Here is a 21,970-nt window from a genome sequence, read left to right as displayed (position 1 = left end):
ACTGCGGTTCGTGCCGCAGAATGAAGGTCAGGTACTTGCTGATTCGCGTGAGTCGTTTGTTCATTCCGCCAGTCTAAACACGAATTGCCCATTCGTCGCCGGGGGAAATCCTGACGAACGACATTATCCGATGCTTCGGATTTTCAGCCATCCGGAATGATCGAGCCACGTCAACGCTGCAAGGACGCTTACCCGGTACCGCGAAGGGGTGCGACAGGCGAGTCACTCAAGTCGTTGTAGTGGTGAGCGGTTCGCTCGACAGTGAATCGAATCTGCTCTTCGCTATGCTCGCTGGTGATGAAGAACCGCAGCCGCGCGGCGGACTCATCAACCGCCGGGTACAGGATCGGCTGAACGTTGATCCCGTCTTTCTTCAAACGGTTGCTCAATCGAAGTGCCACGAGACTGTTTCCGGTGATCACGGGCACAACGGGAGTTCCGCCGCTGTCTCCAGTGTCCAAACCAGCCTCACGGCAGAGATTCAAGAACAACTCGCTGTTCCGGCGCAGTCGCTCGACACGTTCAGGTTCCCGTTCGAGCACGTCCAACGAAGCGATCGCGGCGGCCACCTGGCCAGGCGGCATTCCCACGCTGAAGACAAACCCAGGCGCGGTGTAGCGCAGCAGTTCCACCAACGCTTCACTGCCGGCGATGTAGCCGCCACAGGAAGAGGCAGATTTGCTGAGCGTGCCCATCCAGATATCCACATCACGAGCGTCAAAACCGTAATGTTCGGCGATCCCGTGACCTGTGGCTCCCATGGTTCCGAAGCTGTGAGCTTCATCAACCATCAGCATTGCACGGTGACGTTTCTTCACTTCGATGAACTTCGGCACATCGGCGAAGTCGCCGTCCATGCTGTAGACACCTTCGATGATGATCAGCGTCCGGCGGTACTGACCACGCAGAGCGGTCAGCATTTTGTCGAGAGCTTCGTAATCGTTGTGTGGGAACGGGCGTCGCTTGGCACCGGACAACAACGCGCCCTGAACGATGCTGTTGTGCGACAGGGCATCGTGCAAGATCAAGTCACCTGGACCGACGAGATGTCCAATCGTGGTTTCATTGGTCGAGTGACCGCCGACCATCGTGATGGAACTGTCGACCCCGACCCATTTCGCGATTTTGCGTTCCAGTTCGCCGTGAATCGGTTTCTCGCCACTCACCAAACGACTCGCCGAGACGCTTGTGCCGTACTTTGCGATCGCATCGGCGGCGGCTTTGGAAACCTCAGGATGACCACTCAGCCCCAAGTAGTTGTAGCTGGCGAAACTGATCAACGATTTACCGTCGACGACGGTTTTGTCGCCCACCACGCAGTCATGCACGGTGAAGTAAGGGTTGGGCACACCGGTCAATTGCATTTGCCGCATCGTCGATTTCAAACGACGGTACTCAGCAAACTGCGTGAAGTCGTCTTCTGGTTCGACCTGCGGCGTTTGCATGACGCGAGCAAGCGGGCCTTCGCCGTCCACGCTGGCTTCACCATTGGCGTGGGTGTTGACCAGATCGTCGTCACCATCTCGCTGCGTGTCACGTCGACCCGCCAAGAATTGCTCCGCGCGTCCGCGAGCACCGGCAGGAAGGTAACGTTCCACGGCCGTCGCGATTTGGCCGATCGTTTCGATTTCGTCCAGCACCTGTTCGGGGAATCGGCCGCCGAAAGTGCGTTCCAAGTTCCGTGCAATCTCGAGTCGTTCCAAACTATCGAGTCCCAAATCAAGAACGATATTTGTATCTGGCTGAATCGATCCAGCCCGTTCCCCAGCGATCGCTCGAACGTGCGACACAATCGCTTCCGCTACCACGGGATCGGCCACCGAATCCAAACTTCCGGCATCCGATGCAGCCGCAGCTTTCATCATGGTTTCGCCAGCCAAACCGGCGTTCTGCAACGAAGACTCTTCGCCCCGAATCCACTGGGCGATCACCTTCAGTTCTTTGTCCCGAACCGCATGCAAACAAGCGTGACGTTGAATCTTTCCACTGCTGGTCTTGGGCACCGAACTGTTGCGAACCAAATAAATTGCGTCCGGTGGCAAATCGTGTTCTTCCGTCACCGCTCGGCGAATCGACTGAAGATGTTCGTCCCAGTCCAAGTCTCGTTTGCGAACGGTCTCGGCGACAACGATCAATTTCTCGCGGCCTGTTTCTGTTTCGTCACTGTCCGCATTCATGGCGAACGCAGCGACGGAACCTGCCTGCACGACATCGCTGGCGTGTTCCACGGTCGCTTCAATGTCCTGCGGATAACGATTGACGCCACGGACGATGATCATGTCCTTCAGCCGACCGGACACGTACAACTGGCCGCCGTACAAGAACCCAAGGTCGCCGGTTCTCAGGAACCGGCCTTCGCCTTCGGAGGTCATCGCCGCGAAAGTTTTGGTGGATTGTTCGCGACGCTGCCAGTAACCACGACCGACCGATGGGCTCTGAACCCAGATCTCTCCAATGGCATCGGGTGGCAGGGTTTGCAGCGTGTCAGGATCGACGATCACCACGCGCTCGCCCGGTAAAACTTGACCGCAGCCGACCAATTCTCTCGTCGCCCGTTTGGAAACTTCTTTTCCTTGCTCGCCCTCCGTGCCGGGTTGTTCATCCGTGCCCGGTTGTTCATCCGTGCTGGCGGGGACGTCGACCGCGGGCCGAACCGCTTTTTCGTCCAGAGCTGGGCCGTCAAATTGTTGCAGGACAGGGCGTGGCGAAACGGGGCCACCGGTGACGATCAGGGTTGTCTCCGCCATGCCGTAACACGGCAGGTGAGAACTGTGTCGGAACCCGTACTTTGCAAATCGTTCGGTGAATGCGTCCAGCGTCGACGAACGAACCGGTTCTGCGCCATTGAAAGCGATTTCCCATGAAGACAGGTCGATGCCTTCGAGTTCTTCATCGCGAATTTTGTCGACGCACAATTGATAGGCGAAGTTGGGACCACCACTGATCGTGACTTGATGACGAGCGATCGTTTGCAGCCAACGACTGGGCCGCTGCAGGAACGCCATCGGGCTCATTAGAATGTTGTGTCGTCCGACGAACATCGGCATCAACACGCCACCAACCAATCCCATGTCGTGGTAGGTCGGCAACCAAGACGCACCAATGATCTGCGATCGTGGTTCGAACCCGTGCAAAATCAATTCGCTGTTGGCGATCAGATTGGCCTGCGTCAGCATCACTCCTTTGGGTGATCCGGTCGAACCCGAGGTGTACTGCAAGACACCGAGTGCTTCGTTACGAAGTTTTGGGCAACGCCAATGTGCCGCGTCGCGTTTGCTGGGGACGTCGGTTCCGAGCAATTGAACGCCCACCAAATCTTCGTGCAATTCATTGCCCGAAAGCTGATCGACCACAGCCCGCGTCGACAGAGCCCAACGGGCGTCGGCGTCGACCACGATCGAACGAATCCGAGACGCTTTGCGGTTGCGGCGAGGCGGATAGGCCGGGACAGCGATCGCTCCGGCCGCATGAGTCGCAAACAATCCGATGACGAAATCCAGCCCTGGCGGGTAGAGCAGCAGCACTCGGTCGCCCGCACGGATCCCGCACCGCCCTTGCAAATAACCGGCCAGGCCGCGGACCTCGTCCCACAATTCAGCGTAGGAAAGCGTTTGGTCCGAGCCTTCCCCGTCGGTGAACGTGAAGGCAGGCGCATTTGGGCGCACCTCAACCCAATGCCGCAAAACCGAGACAAAATGGTCGCGAGGAGGCGTTTCGTTTTTGAAATACTGTTGGAGGTCCACCAAATTCAACCTGTTGCAATGATGCCGTCGCAGAACAATCTCGTTCTCTCTTGACCGTACGCTTGGACGCTCCAGGACCAGTCATTCGGTGCGGGGAGGCAATCAGTCATTCACGCAATGATGCACGAATGGCAGTGATCAGCCAAGGGTTGGCCCCACAAAGCCCCCCGGCACATCCACAGGAGGGGGCCAGAGACATCGAATTCAATCCATTTGGAATCTGTCTGCGTTGGCATCTCAAGATCGAGTTGCTACGTCGGTATAATGGCGTATACGAGGTGTTCAACGCCACCTGACATTGGCGAAAAACAGTCACGTTGTCTGTGGGACCGTTTTTCCGGTACACCCTTCCCCGCCCGATTCCGGTTTTCCGTTTCGAACTCCCCCCCTGTGCTGATGAATATGCCAAACATGAAGGATTTCTACGATTGCGTGGTGATTGGTGGAGGTCCCGCCGGTGGGACTGCGGCGTCGATTGTGGCGGAATCTGGTGCCAGCACGCTGTTGATCGAGCGAGAGCCCGTGCCTCGGTTTCACGTCGGCGAATCCCTGATGCCGGAGTGTTACTGGCCTCTGGAGCGTCTGGGATTGATCGATGATGTCAAACGATCGGGGTGGCAGACCAAGAAAAGCGTCCAATTCGTAACCCACACGGGAAAAGAATCGGCCCCCTTCTTTTTCCGCCAGCATGATGAACGTGAGTGCAGCACGACCTGGCAGGTCGAACGCAGTGAATTTGACAAGATGCTGTTTGACCGAGCCTCGGAATGGGGTGCCGACTGCTTTGACCAAACCCGTTTAGTGGACGTACAAACGGAACCAGGCGAGAGCCCCGATCAGCCGGTGGCTCGCGCCGTTGTGATCCGAACCGCCGACGGAACCGAACGAACCATCGGCTGCAAAGTCGTCGTCGACGCGACCGGCCAACAGTCATTCCTGGCGGGAAAGTTGGGTCTGCGTGAAATCAACCAGGACCTGAAAAAGGCCGCCATCTGGACCTATTACCGCGACGCGGTGCGGGGCGAAGGCGACAACGACGGCGCAACCATCATCCTGTACACCCAATCGCGCGACTCGTGGTTCTGGTTCATCCCTCAATCTCGGGGCGTCACCAGCGTCGGATGTGTGGGAGACAACGATTTCCTCCTCAAAGGCCGCGGGACGCCCGAGCAGGTTTTCGAAGAAGAACTGGCCCTGTGCCCCGGACTGCAACCTCGGTTGGCCAATGCAACTCGCGTGGCCAAAATCAACACCGCGAAAGAATTCAGCTACATGACTCGCCGTCACTCCGGACCAGGCTGGGTTCTGATCGGCGACGCCATGGGATTCATTGACCCGGTCTACTCGTCCGGAGTCTATTTCGCTTTGGAAATGGGCGTTCGCGCTGGCGATGCGATCGTCGAAGGACTGAAAAAAGACGACCTGTCCGCCGAACAACTGGGCAACTGGACGGAAGACTTCAAAGAAGGTGCGTCGAAAGTCCGTCAGCTTGTGCACGCTTTTTACAACAAAGATTTCAGCATCGGACGGTTCATGAAAGAACATCCCGAGTACCGGGGCAATGTCACGGACTTGCTGATCGGGCGGGTCTTCCACGAAGATGCGGGCAAAATGTTCCCGGCCTTGGACCGCTCCATCGAAATGGCTCGGGCCGACGCCATGTCCAAGGCCGAATCGATGGCCGAAACCAAACCCATGTCAACTTAATGCCTCCATCTGAATCTGACGCTGCTTTGCTTCTCCGCCCCAACGATTCCGGCCAACTGACGCTGGAATCCGTGATCCATCATGACCTGACGGATCGGTACGAAGGATTGATCTTTGACTGCGACGGAACACTGACCAATTCGATGCCACTGCATTACTTGGCATGGCACGAAACGATGACGCATTACGGCATCGAATTTCCCGAATCGCGGTTTTACGCGATGGGAGGAATGCCCAGCGAAAAGATCATCGAGGTGCTCAGTTCCGAACAAGGCGTGACGGTCGACGTTGACCTGGCAACGGAAGAAAAAGAAGCGAATTTCATCGCTCGCATCCCCAAAGTCGAGCGTCTTGCCCACGTCACCGATATCGCTGAACGCCACCTCAACCGGATCGCCATGTCCGTTGCCAGCGGCGGGATGCGGGACATCGTGGCGGATCAACTGCGAGCTATCGGCGTCGCGGATTGGTTCCCCGTGTTGGTCGGCAGCGAAGACACGCAGCTGCACAAACCAGAACCCGACGTGTTCTTGTGTGCGGCGGAACGCATGGGAGTCGACCCGAAACGCTGCCTCGTCTTCGAAGACAGCCCCCTGGGTTTCCAAGCCGCTCAAAAAGCCGGCATGGAATGGGTCGACGTCCGCCTCAACGCGTGAGCGCATTCGACAATCTGACGCCCACGCCCCGAAAGTCGATGGACTAAAATCGTGGCATGAACATGCCACCTGCAATCCGATCCGCCTTGATTGGCCGTCACTTTGCCTGGTCGCGTGCCGTGACGTTGACCCGACCAATGACGTCCTTCATCGCCGGATCGATTGTTCCAACGATCGCCCACTCAATGACCGCCGGGGCGATTGTGGTGTCGGCACTGGCGGGGTCGACGATGAAATCGAACGCAGCAGAACCGACGTCGGTTTCGAGCATCGAGATCCAAACCTTCTTGCAAAATCATTGCCGCGACTGCCACGCCGATGGTGCCTCCGAGGGCGGGCTCGACCTGGACACACTTGGGCAAACGGTCACAGGAGCGGCTGACTTGGCCGCCTGGGTTCGCATTCACGATCGAGTGCAATCCGGCGAGATGCCACCGCCGGATTCGTCCACGCTCGACAAATCTCAACGAACTGATTTCACGACCGCGCTGGCCGCTCCGCTGATACAGCATCATGCGTCGGAAAAGGGCACGGTGCTTCGCCGGCTCAATCGCCGTGAATACGAGAACACTCTGAACGATTTGTTTGGCACCCAGCTCGAACTCGAATCCCTGTTGCCCGCCGATGGACGCAGCCACGAATTCAACAACGTGGGAGAAACGCTTGGCATCTCCATGGTCCACTTGGAACGCTACCTCGATGCGGCGGACATGGTGCTCGACGCCGCGATCGCGAAAACGGCTGAACCGCCCAAGACTCATGTGATCGAAACGCACTACGCGGAAACACGCGAAGCCAAAACGCACTTGGGCAAGGTCTGGAAACAACTCGACGATGGATCCGTCGTGTTCTACCAAGACTTCGGTTATCCAGACGGCATGCTTCGAACCAGCAGCATTCCCGAATCGGGACGCTACCGAATTTCGATCACCGGGTATGCCCACCAAACCAAACAGACGATCCCGATGTATGTCGGCGCCAAAAGCTTCGCTCGCGGAAGTGAACGGCCGACGCTGGGTTACTTCGACATACCGCCGCTCGGTCCCAATGGCGAGATGACGACCATCGAATTGACCGCGCATCTGGAATATCGCTACATGCTGAACATCATCCCGTACGGATTGGTGGTTCACGACTACAACATTCGCAACCAAGGCGTCGACGGATACACCGGACCTGGATTGGCAATCGCAAAGGTGCGGCTGGAAGGACCACTGCACGAGGAGTTTCCGTCACGTGGTCACCGTTTGATCTTTGATGGCTGGCAACGCGATGAGATCATGCCCCATCCGCCATCGAAGCGGGAAAAGTCTTGGTACAAACCGGAGTTCGAACTGACCAGCGACAACCTCGACGAATCGCTGCAAGGCACGTTGCAACGGGTCGCCTCAACCGTCATCAGACGCCCTGTCACCAACGAGGAACTGCAGCCTTCCATCGCTCTTTTCCATGCGCAGCGCGAACAAGGTGCCTCCACCGAATCGGCGTTACGGACGGCTGTTGCGGCGATCCTCTGCTCACCAGACTTCCTGTACTTGCGTGAACCCGCCGGCACCCTGGACGACCATGCGCTCGCCACTCGTTTGTCGTACTTCTTCCATCGCACCACGCCGGACGCTGAGTTGTTGCAAGCGGCGGAAAAACACGAACTGACTCGATCGATCGACTCACTGCTACGCCACGCGAAACGGCTGGTCGACGCCCCACGGTTTGAGCGTTTCGTGGTCGACTTCACTGACGCTTGGTTGAACCTGCGTGACATCGATCAAACCAGCCCCGATCAAAAATTGTTCCCCGAGTACGACACCTACTTGCGCGACAGCATGCTAGAAGAGACACGCCAGTTCTTCGCCACCTTGATTCGTGAAAACTTGCCCGTGACGGACTTGGTGAAGTCCGATTTCGCGATGCTGAATCGGCGATTGGCGAGTCACTATGGGATCGACGGAGTGGACCATGCCGAGATTCGCCGTGTCTCCATTCCTGAAGACTCCGTCCGTGGCGGATTGATCACCCAAGCCAGCGTGTTAAAAGTCACCGCCAACGGAACCAACACGTCGCCCGTCGTGCGTGGCGTGTGGGTGACCGAACGATTGCTCGGCGTGCATCCAGCCCCACCTCCGCCAGGCATCTCCGGTGTCGAACCGGATATTCGTGGAGCGGCGACGCTGCGTCAACTGCTCGACCAACACCGTAACGAAGACACGTGCCGTTCCTGCCATGCGTTGATCGATCCGCCGGGTTTCGCACTGGAAAGTTTCAACCCCATTGGCGGTTGGCGTGATCGCTACCGCAGCCTCGGCGAAGGCGAACGAGTCGACCTGCGGGTCAACAATCGTCGCGTGCAGTACCGTCTCGGCCTCCCGGTGGATTCCAGCGGAACCTTGCCTTCGGGTGAGTCCTTTGGCGGATTTGAGGCGTTTCGAGAATGCCTGCTGAAGGATCCTGACCAACTCGCTAGATCGTTGTTCACCAAACTACTGACCTTCGCGACCGGACGCGAAATGGGGTTTTCCGATCGAGAAGAAATCGAATCGCTGACACGCCAATCGGCGCAGCGGGGGCACCGCCTTCGCACCATGTTGGCTTTGGTCGTCGCCAGCGAAATCTTCCGAAACAAGTGAACCTTCTCCGCCACACCACCAATCCACACGAAAACACCATGTTGTTTCCTTCACGACCGATGTCTCGTCGACGCCTGTTGCGGTCCGCCGGTGGTGCAGCGTTGGCACTGCCTTTTCTGGAGGCGATGGGGCCGTCGCTTGGTCAGCGTGTGCTGGCGAACGATTCAGCCTCCGGTGAGGAATCAACGCCCAAGCGTTTCGTTGCCATCTGCGCGTCGCTTGGTTTTCACGGCGGGCACCTGTTCCCAGATTCTCCCGGTCGTGACTACGCGATCACGCCTTACCTCGAAAAAGTCCAACAGCACCGGGAGGAGTTCAGCCTGTTTTCGGGTTTGTCTCACCCGGAGCAAAATGGCAACAACGGCCATGCGTCTGAACTGACGTGGTTGACCGCCGCAAGACGTCCTGGGTTGGCGGGTTTTCGAAACACCATCTCGCTGGACCAACTGATCGCCAACCAAATCGGTCTGAAAACTCGTTTTCCTTTTTTGGCACTGACAACCGGCGGACAGTCTCTGTCATGGACCGCCAGCGGCGTCGAGATCCCCGCCCAGCATTCGCCGGCCAAACTGTTCAGCGCGATGTTCGTCGATGGCAAACCGCACGAAGTCGAGGCTGACCTGGACCGCCTTCGCCGGGGACGCAGCGTGCTCGACACCGTCGCAGCGCGAGCCAATTCACTCAAACGCGAACTCGTAATTCGAGACCAGCGAAAACTGGATGAATATTTGCTCTCCGTCCGTGACCTGGAATCACGTTTGCAACAATCCGAGGGATGGGTCCGTCGCCCCAAGCCAATCGTCGACGAACAACCGCTGTCCGACATCAACGACAAAGCCCTCGCGATTGAGCGGCAGAAACTGATGTACCGGACGATCGCCTTGGCATTGCAAACGGATTCGACACGAACCATCACGTTCCAATTGGCGGGACTGAACTCGGTCCCACAAATCCCGGGCGTCCAGAGTGATTGGCACGGGTTATCGCACCATGGAAAAGACCCCGAGAAGATTGCCGAGTTGAAGCGAATTGAAGCAGCAGAATGGGAGGCCTTTGGTGAGTTCCTGGACCAGTTGAAATCGATCCAGGAAGACGGCCAACCGTTGCTCGATCAAACCGCAGTGATGTTCGGGTCGAACCTGGGCAACGCCAGTGCACATGATTGGCGAAACCTTCCGATCCTGCTGGCCGGAGGTGGTTATCGGCACGGTCAGTACGTGGCGCACGACGCGGCGAACAACACTCCGCTTTGCAATCTGTACGTCGAACTGGCTCAGCGAATGGGTCTCGAAATCGACGCCTTCGGGTCCAGCACATCGGCCGGGATCGACGGCCTCAAATCAACGACGTAGTGGACCAAATCACACAAAACCTTTAGCACGGTGGGGCTCACCGTGAACACGCAAGGTGCAGTGCAGGTCTCGGTGGGGGACCACCGAGCTACAGGTTGTCGACCGCCTTGCGAACCTCAGCGTCCGAGGTTCTTGTTCATGTTGGTTTTGTACTGTTCCACCCCGGGTTGCCCGTAGGGATTGATGCCCAACAAACGACCTTCGATCACGGTGGCGATCATCAACATTTGGAACAACTGCCCCAGAACGTGGGTGTCGATTTGCGGCAAAATGATGTCGGTCGTGGGACGTCCATCCGCATGCAGAGCGTCGTTGGTTCCCTTGATCGCGGCTGCCATGATGTCTGGCAGTGTTTTATCCGCGATGTCGTTGAGTGTGTCTTGATTGCGTTGCGAGTGACCGACTGCCAATGAATCCGTCCGCTGTGATTCGACGATCACATTGTTGAAAACTTTGTCGTTGCGGCCTTGTTGGTGCTGTTGGTGACGGCTGTGCAAATCGCGAGTGTTCAGCGTGGTCAGCGGCGTCACACCTTTGCCGTCTTTGCCGTTCGATTCAGCCAGCAATTGGTCGTACCACAATCCGACGGATTCCAGAGCCTTGCTCCAGACGCTCATCACGCGAATCGATTTGTCGCGGTGCTGTGACAGCAAGTGGTTCACGGCGACGTACTGCATCACCACGTTGTCAGCGTAGTCCGCGGTTTTGAAGTGCTCGTTCATTGCCACGGCACCTTCGAGCAACTTCATGCAGTCCAAACCGAGGAACGCAGCCGGGACCAATCCCACGGGCGACAGAACGCTGAAGCGGCCGCCAACACCATCGGGCACAGTGAAGATTTCATCGCAACCAATTTCGGTGGCCAAGTCGTGCAGCTTGCCGCTTTCTCCGGTCACTGGAACGACCAAACGCGACAACCACTCGTCCGCTTCCGTTCCCAGTTCCGATTCAAGATTGGCGAGGAATTGACGAAACGCGACGGCGGTCTCCATCGTTCCGCCGCTCTTGCTGATCACGATGATCGCGTGCCGTTTCTCGGCGTCGCTGTCGGCGTACCCGCCCGCACGAACGCGTTGCAGAAGCGAATCGGAGGCATCGTTGTCGACGTTGTTGCCTTCGAAATACATCCGCGGTTTGCTGCCCCGAGCGGCACGGCTCATCTCGTTGTGATACGGATCGCAGCAAGCTTCCATCATCGCCCGAGCCCCCATGTAGGACCCGCCAATCCCCAAAACCACGGCTGCGTCAATTTGGTCATGCAGTCCATTGGCGACTTTGAAAATCCGCCCCAGCTCCGAAGCTTCTCGCTCTTTCGAATAGGCTTCCAACATTTCTTCTGGCAACCAAAAGAACCGAGCGTCGAGCGGTTGTTTGTCAGCAGGAATGTCACCGGATTCGTATTGCTTTTGATCGGTTTCGACCATCTCAGTACGAAGGGTTTCCATCTGGCCCTTCAAGGAATCGATTTGCGACTGGGTGATCCCGTAGTCGTCGTTGATCGATCCAGAAGCGTCGAAACGGAGCAAACTCATGATGGGGTCCGTGCAGAAAAGAGGAGAGGGTTTTCGAATGAATGAACAGGTTTGAATGACAACGCAGTGCCCACGAGCGACGATGATACTGGATCGTTCGTCGCTGGGCAGGGTATGGGCCATTCCGCACCACCGCAGGCAATCACGGGCCTCCGTAAAAGAAAACGCTTGCGAGCCACGTGCGCCGAGAAGTAACATGGAGGCCAGGCGGAGGAACAATCGCGAATGCGATGCGAATCTGCCGCCACTTATCTTTTGGCAATTGCCTTTCATTCATTCTGGCGAGTCACTTCGAGATGATTCACTACACATGTGATCGATGTCGACAAGAAATTGACCCCACACAAAGCTCTCGATACACCATTGCGATCGAGGTACAAAAATTGGAAGAGGAATGGAACGACGACGAAGCCGTTGACCACCTGGATGCACTTCACCAAGCGATCGAGGCCGACGAAGCGGAAGACGACCTGGTCGATCTGATTGACCAGGACGCTGCTCTGCCTCGCAACGAAAACGATCCCGGTTGTTTCGTCGACGCGGCGACCACCGAACTGCGAGACGCTCCCATCTCGACCGGCGAAATCGTGACGCAAACATTCGATTTGTGCGAATCGTGCTATCGCCGTTACCGCAGCAATCCACTGGGCCGCGAACGCAGTCTCAAGATGCACTTCAGCAACAACTGAAATGAGTGGACGGAACGTGTGGAATAGGCTTCCAGCCTGTTTTCAGTGCAAATGCAGGTTGGAAGCCTACACCACTTATTTTTCGCTCCATCCAAACACGCCGCTATCCAATTGAGTCACTGTCCAAATGGGTCGCTGCCGAACGGATCGTTCTTTGGCTGCGTTGCGGGCGTGGCGGTTTCCGACGGCAACACCGTCGACATGCCTTCAGGAATCAAATCGGTGTCGATGACAAACGCCTTCAATCGCGACAGTGTGGAAGGCAGTTCGTGATCCATGCCCAGTCGATCAACCAACCCCCGACGCTGTTTCGCAAACTCTTGCATTCGCTGCTCGCACTGAGCCAAGCGGTTTTCTTGTTTCAGCAATTCGGTTTGGTAACGCTGAATCACTTCCCGGGGGAATGAGCTGCTGCCACGCTGACGAGTCAGCTGATTCGAAATGCGTTCGAGTTCCGTCACCAGGTGATTTCGCAAATCCAACAAACCTTCCAACGTGCGATCTGTTTCATACAGTAAGCGTCGATCCGCCAGGATGCTTCGAATCGTTTCCAGTTGTGCCTCTTCCCATTTGGCTTCCGCGATCCAGCGTTCCAAAGTTCCCATTGCGATCTCGCCCCAGGCACTGGAATCGTCTGCAGTGTGACTCGCCACGGTCACGATCTCCCGAGAGCCAGCATCCGGAATCTTGAATCGCAATCGATGCCACTGGTCGGTTTTCTCGACCTCGACGTCTTTGTCTTCCATCGCCTGCAACTCGAATGGTTGTGGTGGCAGGGGGACCTCCAAGATCACGGTCCGGTCATCACCGGATCGATTCAACACGTCGTACTTGGTCTCTCGTTGATGCCGCATCTGAACCGTGATCCGGTGCAGCTTTGAATCAACTTGGATCGATTGTTCGTCGGAGGTCATTTCAACCGGATGCGTGGTGACACGCACGCCACCGTCCATCGCATACCCGACCAAGCGTTTGACTGACGGTGCCAAATCGGGGAGCACAACCTCACCAAGGATCGACCGCATTTGATCGCCGGCCAGAACACTGCCGGGTCCCGACGGCAATAACGCGGGCGTGTTGTTTTCAATTTCCAAGCACAGCAGCGTTGCCGTCGGATGATAGGACTGGCGATAGACGGAAACGTCATGGATCGAGACGGGATCGACCAACGTGTCCAACAAAGCGGTTTTGCCGTCTGCCAATGCAACGGATTCGAACTGCAATTCCAAGGTGCTGCCGGCGGGAGCGTCCGTGGTTTCGGTCAATACTTGGTTCAGCGAACTGCCGTAACCGGAATCGTTTGCGAAGAAATCCATCCCACCTTTACCGCCTGCACGACCAGGTATCGCACCAAACGAACCGCTACCCATTCCGCCGCCGCCCATTCCGCCCATGCCGCCGCCTCCTCCCATGCCCATCGACATGTCCATGTCCATGCCCATGCCCATCATGTCCATGGAACCATCCATCCCGATCGTCTCCTCGCGGATCCCTGGACCTGCCAACTCGTGGTCGCCATACGCTCGCCCCAGCGATTCACTGAACCGTGGCGCTATCGCGACATGCCTGGTCGGGCGTTGCAACGGCTCCCACCGGGCACGCAGGACCGAACGCAAATCCATGGTAAACAGAACAGGACTTCCGTCGATCAAGCTCAGCTCAACACCCTCCCAATCGACGCCCGACGTGTTCTCAACGATGCTGCGATGGATCAGTTGGTCGCCTTCGATCCGGTAGCTCACTTTCCACATCGGTACCGAACGCATCAAACCGATCGTGACCTCTCGTTCGGGGCCATCACCGAACACAAACTCAACCGCATGGGTTGCCAGTTCGGCCGAACGAGATTCATTATCCAAAGCCTCTTTCAAACGAGCTTGGAAACCCTCGTCCGAAGCGTCGATGGACGCGAAGTCATCCACCCACATCGAGCTCAGCCCGGTCTCGGTCAACACGGTCACGACCTCACGCTCGATTCGTTGTTCGTCGACAATCTTGGCGCGGTGCTCAATCGAGACCAGCGTGCCCTCGACCTTCTTGCCCGAATGCTCCGTCGCAACGATGCGCTGGCCTTTCATCGAAACCAACAGGTCGCCCAGAGTTCGCGTGTTGGGCAGTGATTTCACCGGCTGCACCGGATCCGGCGGCGAAACCATCCGAATCTTTCCCGTCGCCGAGGGATCCAAAATCCGAGACACGCGAATCGCTTCGTTCAGTTCGAACTCGCCCACCTCGACACGGAAGACACCAGGACCGCGGATCGTGCCACGGTACTCGAACCAACCTTTCCCGGCAGCGTGCAGCGTGACGGACCGAAGCGACAGTTCCACTTCCGGAACCGCTTGCTTCTCCGCCTCCCTGACCGGTGCTTGGGAAGGAGGCTGTGTTGCCTCTTGAGCCCACAGCGGAATCGCGACGAAACACAACAACGAACCCAACAGCGTTCGGTTCCAAAGGAAGCCATTCATGCCTGTCTATCCAGAAGAGTCAAGGAGAAGCCTGAAACGCACTGACTGGCGCCAACACGCCCTGCCTCGATTCTAAACCGAGACAACACAACAAGACGCCAAGAACACGACGAATCAGAACCGATTCTCTTAGGCTCCTTCTGGATCAGAAATCAGTGTTCAGCCGTTCGACTTGGACGCCGCTTCGCGTTTCAGCTCTTGGAACCGGGCCCGCATATCGGCCAGCCGATCGGCATGAGCGGGATCGTTGACCAAATCATTTTCCTCATGCGGGTCTTCCGCGATGTGGAACAACTGCTCGCGATCGAATTCGGGCCAGTAGAAATACTTCCAATCCTTTTGCACCAAGGCTTCCGAAGTCGGAATGAAATTCTTGTCGCGAATGGTGGGGTGTTCGTAGAAGAACTCCTCACGCCAATCGTCTTGCTCGGCATCGCTGGCACCATACAAAATCGACATATCGCGGCCCTGCATGGAATCGGGCACGTCGGCACCAACGGCATTCAGAATCGTCGGTGCCAGGTCAACGCTGAGCGTGAAGTCGTCGTTGGTCGAACCATGTTTGTCCGCAGGCATCCGCGGGTCGCGAATGATCAATGGCACGCGAATGCTCTCTTGGTGCGGATACCACTTGTCAGCCAACCCGTGCTCCGCGTGGTAATAACCGTTGTCGGTCGTGAAGATCACCAACGTGTTGTCCAGCACACCTTGCTCTTCCAGTTCTTTCAGAATTCGGCCACAGGTCGAGTCCACTTCCGTCGCCAGGCGGTAGTAGTTTTTCATCATGATCTGATACTTCTCAGGCGTATCAAATCGCCAGTGATAGCGATTGCGCCCCTCGTTGGCTTCGTTAGCGACGAACTCGGGCAAACGATGAAAGGATTCATCCGTCGCATTGGCGGGCACGGGAATTTCAACGTCCTGGTACAGTCCCATGCTTTCCGGTTGCGGCAAAAATTGCTGCGGGTTCCCGTCTTCGGCATGCGTCGCAAAGAACGCGACGGTCAGGCAGAAAGGTTGATCCTTCGGGCGATTGTCCAAGAACTCAAGGGCATCGTTTTCATTCCGCTGCGTCACATGCACCTTCGATCCATCGGGCATCTTGAACCAGTGTCGGCCATAGTAGGACCGTCCGAAATCGAACTTGTCGCCGGGAAACTTTCCGTTGTGCCATTTGCCAACGTGCCCAACGTAGTAACCGTTGTCTCGCAGGATTCCCGGATAGGTTTGCTGCCACGGAGTTTCGAAGGGTTTGAAACCATCGCAACCGTGCGAGGACATCCACTGCCCGGTGAACAAACACGCTCGACTAACACCGCAAATGGATGTCGTCACGCAGTTCTCTGTGAACCGCATGCCTTCGCTCGCAAGAGCATCCAAGGTGGGCGTTTTCACAACCGGATTCCCGGCGGCTCCTAGCGTGTCATGACGCCAATCGTCGGCGTACAAAACCACGACGTTCATCGGAGCGTCGGAGGATTTCGCTGAGTCGCCCGATGCGGCGCTGACCGTGGACGACAAACTGCCAACCAGCAACGCAGCAAATACGCTCAGGCAGCATGCTGGAGAAATGTGACGGAACGAAACCTTTCGGAACCAACGAGCAATCATGATGTTTCAAACAGGAGGGAGTTTTTAGGTGGGTGAAGACCACAACGGTGGACGGGCGAGATAGAGTAGCAGCTTTCCACAATAAAATGCACTTTTGCGGCGAGAACCTCGATGCGATTCCCACTCCACTTGCGATCCCCATTCGCCATAGCCCTCATCATACTTCTGGGCTGCGTGAATTGCGTTTCCTCGGCACGGGCCGAAACCAAAACGCATCCCAACGTGCTGATTTTGTACGCTGATGACCTCGGTTTCGGCGACCTGAACCTGCAGAATGCGGAATCAAAAATCCCGACCCCACACCTGGATCAACTCGCTCGATCGGGCATGCGGTTCACAGACGGGCACTCTTCCTCAGGGATCTGCACCCCCAGCCGATACGCGTTGCTGACCGGACGCCATCATTGGCGAGATTTCCACGGCATCGTCAACGCATTTGGCGAATCAGTTTTCGAACCCGAGCAACTGACGCTGGCCGAACTGTTTCAGCAGCACGGGTACAAAACGGCCGCGATCGGCAAGTGGCACTTGGGTTGGGACTGGGATGCGATCAAAAAACCCGACGCGAAACCATTCGGCGAAGGACGCAAAAAAGGATTCGGACCGGAAGCGTTTGATTGGTCGCAATCGATTCCCGACGGACCTCTGGATCACGGCTTCGATTCGTACTTTGGCGACACCGTGATCAACTTCCCACCGTACTGCTGGATCCAAGATGACAAAGTCGTCAAAGCCCCCGACACGATCATGGACACCGCCAAGTGGAAGCCAATCAAAGAAGGCAACTGGGAATGTCGTCCTGGCCCGATGACATCGGATTGGGATCCGTATCAAAACATTCCCACCACGCTCGCACGTGGCGTGCAGTTCATCGAATCACAAAAAGAAAGTGACCAACCGTTCTTTCTGTACTTTGCGTTCCCGGCACCTCACGCCCCGATCATTCCCAACGACGAATTCGACGGGCGATCCGGCGCTGGTCCCTATGGCGATTATGTCTGCGAAACCGATGACGCCTGCGGCAAGTTGCTGCGAGCGCTAAAAGAATCGGGCCAGAGTGAAAACACGATTGTGATCTTCTCTGCCGACAACGGTCCCGAACGATACGCGTACGCTCGGGATGAAAAATTCGATCACTGGTCGTCGCACCCATTTCGTGGTCTCAAACGAGACCTGTACGAAGGCGGCCACCATGTTCCCTTTGTCATTCACTGGCCAGGAGTCACACCCGCCGGATCGACATGCGACGCATTGGTTTCTCAAGTCGACGTGTTCGCGACCATGGCAGACATGCTTGGGTTCAAGATCCCGGACGGACAAGCCAAGGACTCACGCAGCTTGATGCCCTTGCTGACCAACCCAGACCAAACGCATCGTCCATCGCTGGTCCAAAACACTCGCGTCGATGAGTACGCGCTGCGAGATGGCAAGTGGCTGCTGATCAACGCGAAAAGCGGCTATGTCAGCGGTCGCAACAAGGGCTGGGAATCGCGTCGACAAATTCCCTCCGACGACAAACAACCTCACGAACTGTACGACTTGTCGGTCGACATTGGACAGCGAGACAATGTTGCTAGCGAGCACCCTGAAGTCGTCCAGCGAATGAAGGCATTGCTGCAAACCATTCGCGAAGAGGGCTATCCGGAATAGCGTCGGTGGCTCACTCAGCGAGCTGATTCAGTTTGTCTTCCGCCGCACCGGTATCGATTGCCTCCGCGGCGAGTCGCACGCCTTCTGTGAGCAACTCGACTCGCCCGACCAAACACAGCGCCGCAGCACATCCTGCCAACACGGTGTCGCGATGCGGTCCGGGACTGCCCGCGAACAGGTTGCGAATGATCTCCGCTGACTCGGGCGGATTGGCTGCTGCGAGAGCATTTTGATGAACCGGGGTCAGCCCAAAATCGGCTGGCCTCCATGTGTGATTCTGTTGGTCGCCCGCAGCCACTTCGATGCACGAGGTGGCCCCGTCCAGTGAGACTTCGTCCTGACCGTCCTCCGCATGCAAAACGTAGCTTCGCTGCGTGTCCAGTTCAGCGAGCGCCGCGGCGATTTTGGTTTGCGTTTCGGGTGCTGCCGTCCCGAGCAATTGGTGGGTCGCTCCGGCAGGATTGCAAAGTGGCCCGAGCAAGTTGAAAAGGGTCGGCACGGCGAGCTTGCGTCGAACGGACACCACATGCCGCATCGCAGGGTGCAGTTTGGCGGCAAAGCAAAAGCAGATCCCGATGTCATTGAGTCGCCGCGAAACCTGATCCGGTTCGGATTCGATTTTGACGCCCAAGCACTCCAGCACATCCGCAGAACCACTCTTGCTGGTTGCTCGACGATTGCCATGTTTGGCAACCGCAACACCGCAGGCCGATGCAAGAATCGCGACTGCGGTGGAAATGTTGAAGGTCCCCGATCCGCTGCCGCCCGTGCCGCACGTGTCCAGCAACACGTCGTGGTCGTGGTCGATCCGAGTCATGTGCTTTCGCATCGCTCTCGCCGCCCCGACCAATTCGCTAACCGCCTCACCTTTGTCTCGCAGCGCCAACAAGAGTTCCCCGACCTCTTCTTCATTGGCCGCACCTTGCAACATTGCGTCGATCAAAGCACCGGTCTGTTCCGCCGACAAATCATTGCCCCCGCGAGCATGGGCTACGGCATCCGAGAAAGAGAGCGACGCGTCCGTTGAAAAATCAGTCATCAGCCTGGCAAAACAAGAGCATTCATGCGCGCTCTGGCAACGCATGCGGGAATGAACGCCCCAAGTGTAGCCTGCTGCCATGATTCGAAGCGAGCCAGCATCCCTTCACTCCACTGCGCGGGCACTCCACTGCGGCGGGATTCGCCCGATGCCCCCAACAAGGGTCTCGCCGGGCCACGCGGAAGATCTTAGACTGATGAAATGACCAGAAAGATCATCATCGACTGTGACCCCGGAATTGACGACGCGATTGCGTTGACGATGGCGTTGTTCGACCCTCGGCTGGACGTTGTCGCGATCACGCCAACAGCGGGAACCGTTGACGCGGCACAGGCGAACATCAATGCAATGGGGATCGTGACGCTGTTGGACCCGGCACGTTACCCGCAAATCGGCACGGCGATCGCCCCCAGCGACCCGCCGATCCAGGACGACAGCCACTTGAATGGCCCCGATGGCTTGGGGGGGCTCAACTTTCCATCGGCCACTCGCCAAAACGATCATTCCGGTGACAAGTTGATGGCGGACTTGATTCGTCGTTACCCCGAGGAAATCACCATTGTTTGTCTCGGGCCGCTGACCAACTTGGCTCGCCTATGCCGACTGGACCCTGCGGTTTTACCGTTGATCGACAAAGTCGTGATCAGCGGCGGCACGGTCTCGAACTGCGGCAACGCGACAGCGGTGTCAGAGATGAATTTCTTCTTTGATCCCTCCAGTGCCAAACAAGTCGTCGCGTCAGCGACCACCAAAAGTTTGGTTCCGCTGGACGTCACGGATGCAGTCACCTTTGGCGTTGACCTGCTTGAAAAGCTGCCTTCGGAAAGCACGCGAGCCGGCGCCTTGCTGCACAAGATCCTGCCCTACAAATTCCGAGTCTCGCATCAGAAACTCGGCCGCGAAGTGATCCCGTTGCAAGACGCCACCACGCTGATTTCTGTCTTGGAACCAGAAATGTTTCAGTGGGATGAAATGGCGGGCGATGTCGAAGTCAACGGTGACCTGACCCGTGGCATGACCGTTTTCGATCGCCGGTTGCGTCCAGAATGGAGCGTCAATATGGAAGTGGCTCGACGAGCCAGCACGTCTGACGTTCGAGAAGCGATCGTGCGAGGCATTCGCTACGCCGGCCAACAAACTCGCTAGCCCAACGTCCGCTCATGGAATGGATGCTGATGGCGTTGGTATCCGCCGCTTTGCTGGGGGTTTACGACCTCGCAAAAAAGTTGGCGGCTCGTGACAACGCCGTGCCGATGGTCTTGTTCGCAAGCGCCTGCGTGGCCACATCGATTTGGGGTCCGTTGTTGATCGCTCAACAGTTCGCCGGCGATGCCTTTCCCATTGAGTTTCTCAAAGTCCAACCGCTGACTTGGACGGACCACGGTAAACTTTTTGCCAAAAGCGTTTTGGTGGGTGCCTCGTGGACGTTGGCGTTGTTCTCGCTCAAACATTTGCCGCTCTCCATTGCGGCACCGATCCGATCCACCAGCCCCGTGTGGACGATTGCCATCGCGATTGGCTTTCTGGGGGAACGGCCGACTTCGCTGCAATGGGTTGGCATCGCCATTGTGATTGCATCATTTTGGCGTTTTTCGACGCTAGGCAAATCCGAAGGCATCGGCTTTTCAACCAATCGATGGGTGGGATGCATGTTGCTAGCAACGCTGCTTGGGTCACTCAGTTCCATCTACGACAAATACCTTTTGCAAACGGGCCACTACAGTCCCGCGACCGTGCAGGCCTGGTTCACGATCTATATGTTGCCAGTGATGACCCCCTTGGCACTGCACTGGTGGTTCCAACAACCCGACAAAACCATCGCTTCTGACGCGGACATGAATCTGGACACGAAAAGCCCCACCGGCTCGCCGGCCCACAACGGAACCATCCGCCCGCGACCTGCGTCCAAGTTTGAGTTCCGCACGTCGGTTGGGTGCATCAGCCCGCTGCTATTGGCCGCGGACATGGTCTACTTCACCGCGATGGCGAACCCGGAAGCGATGGTTTCTGTCATTTCGACGCTGCGGAGATGCAGCGTCGTTGTCGCGTTGATATTGGGCGCATCACGTTTGGGTGAAGTGAACCTTCAACAAAAAGCGTTTTGTGTCGGCGGTATTCTTCTGGGGGCAGCGATGATATTGATGGGAAAGTAACCCTTTCGACCGCCATAAACGGTGCATTCGACCCCCCTGTTATTTTTTAGCGTTCGACGAAACATCAATCCCAAGTCAAGATAGACTTTGACGCGTAATGTAAAAGCGTCCCAGCAACTCACCCGCCTTTCGCTGGTTTACGTTTGGTGACATGGAAGCCGCCGCGACGGTAAGAATGGTATGCCTGCAACCACACGCTACGAACCTGTTCCGACGATCACGTATCTCGGAGAGCAATCCAGCCAGTGCGACCCGAAGCTGGTCTCGCGTTACGATGAGCTAACACGTCGTCGCAAGATGAACTGGACCGGCCACTACAACCTCCGTCGGATGTTGGGGCGTGGCGGACAGGGCGAGGTCTATTTGACCGAGCACCGAGGCACGGACGGATTCACCGTTCCCGTGGCGATGAAGATATTCTCGCCCGAGCGTTTTCCGGATGCTCGATCGTACGACGATGCGATGCAACGAATCGCCTCGATCGCCGCTCGGATCGCGTTGATCCAGCACGACAATCTGCTGGACGTTCAAAACTTTTTCGAACGTGATCGCATCCGTGTGCGATATCAAAATCACTGCCGACCTCGCACCACCAGAACCCTTCCTGAAACGGAACGATGCTGCGGTCGGAATGACCATGGTTTGAATGTTTTTTATCACCGTGATACGGAATCGAAAACGACGGCGCAGTGAACGGTACCGGTTCTCCCATATCCTCCGAAGCAAGCAGAATCGTTGCTCCCAGC

General features: G+C 56.9%; 14 protein-coding genes. 9 read left to right on the top strand and 5 right to left on the bottom strand.

Translation table 11 applies throughout. The annotated features are described in order from the left end of the window. Positions 1-188 precede the first annotated feature (188 nt). A complete protein-coding gene (locus tag ACF8AM_RS19980; RefSeq protein WP_392557340.1) occupies positions 189-3,743 on the bottom strand; it encodes an aminotransferase class I/II-fold pyridoxal phosphate-dependent enzyme in 3,555 nt (1,184 codons plus the stop codon). A 396-nt stretch (positions 3,744-4,139) separates the two neighbouring features. Here ACF8AM_RS19980 and ACF8AM_RS19975 point away from each other — a divergent pair, with 396 nt between their 5' ends. The 4 genes from ACF8AM_RS19975 to ACF8AM_RS19960 all read left to right on the top strand — a co-directional run bounded on the left by ACF8AM_RS19975 (position 4,140) and on the right by ACF8AM_RS19960 (position 10,082). Next, positions 4,140-5,450 carry an NAD(P)/FAD-dependent oxidoreductase gene (locus ACF8AM_RS19975; protein ID WP_392557339.1) on the top strand — a complete coding sequence of 437 codons (1,311 nt, stop codon included), beginning with the start codon at positions 4,140-4,142 and terminating at the stop codon, positions 5,448-5,450. Beyond that, entirely contained in the window at positions 5,450-6,106 is a 657-nt protein-coding gene (locus ACF8AM_RS19970; RefSeq protein WP_392557338.1) for an HAD family hydrolase, read from the top strand. The genes ACF8AM_RS19975 and ACF8AM_RS19970 overlap by 1 nt, the downstream gene beginning before the upstream one ends. Positions 6,107-6,243: 137 nt before the next feature. Next, on the top strand, positions 6,244-8,730 hold the full coding sequence (locus ACF8AM_RS19965; RefSeq protein ID WP_392557337.1) for a DUF1592 domain-containing protein: 2,487 nt from the start codon (positions 6,244-6,246) through the stop codon (positions 8,728-8,730). Between the two features lie 38 nt (positions 8,731-8,768). After that, entirely contained in the window at positions 8,769-10,082 is a 1,314-nt protein-coding gene (locus ACF8AM_RS19960; protein ID WP_392557336.1) for a DUF1552 domain-containing protein, read from the top strand. A 116-nt stretch (positions 10,083-10,198) separates the two neighbouring features. Here ACF8AM_RS19960 and ACF8AM_RS19955 read toward each other — a convergent pair whose 3' ends face one another. After that, entirely contained in the window at positions 10,199-11,614 is a 1,416-nt protein-coding gene (locus tag ACF8AM_RS19955) for a glucose-6-phosphate isomerase (RefSeq protein WP_392557335.1), read from the bottom strand. Positions 11,615-11,910: 296 nt separating this feature from the next. On the opposite strand from ACF8AM_RS19955, the gene ACF8AM_RS19950 reads away from it, so the two are divergent. Continuing rightward, on the top strand, positions 11,911-12,303 hold the full coding sequence (locus ACF8AM_RS19950; RefSeq protein ID WP_392557334.1) for a hypothetical protein: 393 nt from the start codon (positions 11,911-11,913) through the stop codon (positions 12,301-12,303). A gap of 116 nt (positions 12,304-12,419) precedes the next feature. On the opposite strand, the gene ACF8AM_RS19945 is transcribed toward ACF8AM_RS19950, so the two are convergent. Then, the gene (locus ACF8AM_RS19945; RefSeq protein WP_392557333.1) at positions 12,420-14,771 is read right to left on the bottom strand and encodes a hypothetical protein; all 2,352 of its coding nucleotides are present in this window, start codon (positions 14,769-14,771) and stop codon (positions 12,420-12,422) included. 159 nt (positions 14,772-14,930) lie between these two features. Further along, positions 14,931-16,382 carry a sulfatase gene (locus ACF8AM_RS19940; protein WP_392557332.1) on the bottom strand — a complete coding sequence of 484 codons (1,452 nt, stop codon included), beginning with the start codon at positions 16,380-16,382 and terminating at the stop codon, positions 14,931-14,933. A 111-nt stretch (positions 16,383-16,493) separates the two neighbouring features. Between ACF8AM_RS19940 and ACF8AM_RS19935 the strand changes: the two genes are divergently transcribed. Beyond that, positions 16,494-18,032 (top strand): arylsulfatase, encoded by a 1,539-nt coding sequence (locus ACF8AM_RS19935; protein ID WP_392557331.1) that lies wholly within the window; start codon positions 16,494-16,496, stop codon positions 18,030-18,032. A 10-nt stretch (positions 18,033-18,042) separates the two neighbouring features. On the opposite strand, the gene trpD is transcribed toward ACF8AM_RS19935, so the two are convergent. Then, complete coding sequence (gene trpD / locus ACF8AM_RS19930; protein ID WP_392557330.1) at positions 18,043-19,071, bottom strand: anthranilate phosphoribosyltransferase; 1,029 nt, start codon at positions 19,069-19,071, stop codon at positions 18,043-18,045. 201 nt (positions 19,072-19,272) lie between these two features. Between trpD and ACF8AM_RS19925 the strand changes: the two genes are divergently transcribed. From ACF8AM_RS19925 to ACF8AM_RS19915, 3 genes are all read left to right on the top strand, one after another. Then, a complete protein-coding gene (locus tag ACF8AM_RS19925) occupies positions 19,273-20,217 on the top strand; it encodes a nucleoside hydrolase (protein ID WP_392557329.1) in 945 nt (314 codons plus the stop codon). A 14-nt stretch (positions 20,218-20,231) separates the two neighbouring features. Next, a complete protein-coding gene (locus ACF8AM_RS19920) occupies positions 20,232-21,224 on the top strand; it encodes an EamA family transporter (RefSeq protein ID WP_392557328.1) in 993 nt (330 codons plus the stop codon). 180 nt (positions 21,225-21,404) lie between these two features. Continuing rightward, positions 21,405-21,917, top strand: a complete 513-nt coding sequence (locus tag ACF8AM_RS19915) for a hypothetical protein (protein WP_392557327.1) — start codon at positions 21,405-21,407, stop codon at positions 21,915-21,917. Positions 21,918-21,970: the final 53 nt, after the last annotated feature.

Origin of the sequence: Rhodopirellula sp. JB055 (genome assembly GCF_043100905.1) — a bacterium.
Taxonomy (GTDB): domain Bacteria; phylum Planctomycetota; class Planctomycetia; order Pirellulales; family Pirellulaceae; genus Rhodopirellula.
The sequence above is the reverse complement of the archived record's forward strand: the minus strand, read 5'-3'. Positions and strand labels throughout refer to the sequence as shown.

Bases quoted from the DNA above. Each gene is read 5' to 3' on its own strand.
- ACF8AM_RS19975 (WP_392557339.1), top strand. From the start codon at position 4,140: ATGAATATGCCAAACATGAAGGATTTCTACGATTGCGTGGTGATTGGT.
- ACF8AM_RS19970 (WP_392557338.1), top strand. From the start codon at position 5,450: ATGCCTCCATCTGAATCTGACGCTGCTTTGCTTCTCCGCCCCAACGAT.
- ACF8AM_RS19965 (WP_392557337.1), top strand. From the start codon at position 6,244: ATGACGTCCTTCATCGCCGGATCGATTGTTCCAACGATCGCCCACTCA.
- ACF8AM_RS19960 (WP_392557336.1), top strand. From the start codon at position 8,769: ATGTTGTTTCCTTCACGACCGATGTCTCGTCGACGCCTGTTGCGGTCC.
- ACF8AM_RS19955 (WP_392557335.1), bottom strand. From the start codon at position 11,614: ATGAGTTTGCTCCGTTTCGACGCTTCTGGATCGATCAACGACGACTAC.
- ACF8AM_RS19950 (WP_392557334.1), top strand. From the start codon at position 11,911: ATGATTCACTACACATGTGATCGATGTCGACAAGAAATTGACCCCACA.
- ACF8AM_RS19945 (WP_392557333.1), bottom strand. From the start codon at position 14,771: ATGAATGGCTTCCTTTGGAACCGAACGCTGTTGGGTTCGTTGTTGTGT.
- ACF8AM_RS19940 (WP_392557332.1), bottom strand. From the start codon at position 16,382: ATGATTGCTCGTTGGTTCCGAAAGGTTTCGTTCCGTCACATTTCTCCA.
- ACF8AM_RS19935 (WP_392557331.1), top strand. From the start codon at position 16,494: ATGCGATTCCCACTCCACTTGCGATCCCCATTCGCCATAGCCCTCATC.
- trpD (WP_392557330.1), bottom strand. From the start codon at position 19,071: ATGACTGATTTTTCAACGGACGCGTCGCTCTCTTTCTCGGATGCCGTA.
- ACF8AM_RS19925 (WP_392557329.1), top strand. From the start codon at position 19,273: ATGACCAGAAAGATCATCATCGACTGTGACCCCGGAATTGACGACGCG.
- ACF8AM_RS19920 (WP_392557328.1), top strand. From the start codon at position 20,232: ATGGAATGGATGCTGATGGCGTTGGTATCCGCCGCTTTGCTGGGGGTT.
- ACF8AM_RS19915 (WP_392557327.1), top strand. From the start codon at position 21,405: ATGCCTGCAACCACACGCTACGAACCTGTTCCGACGATCACGTATCTC.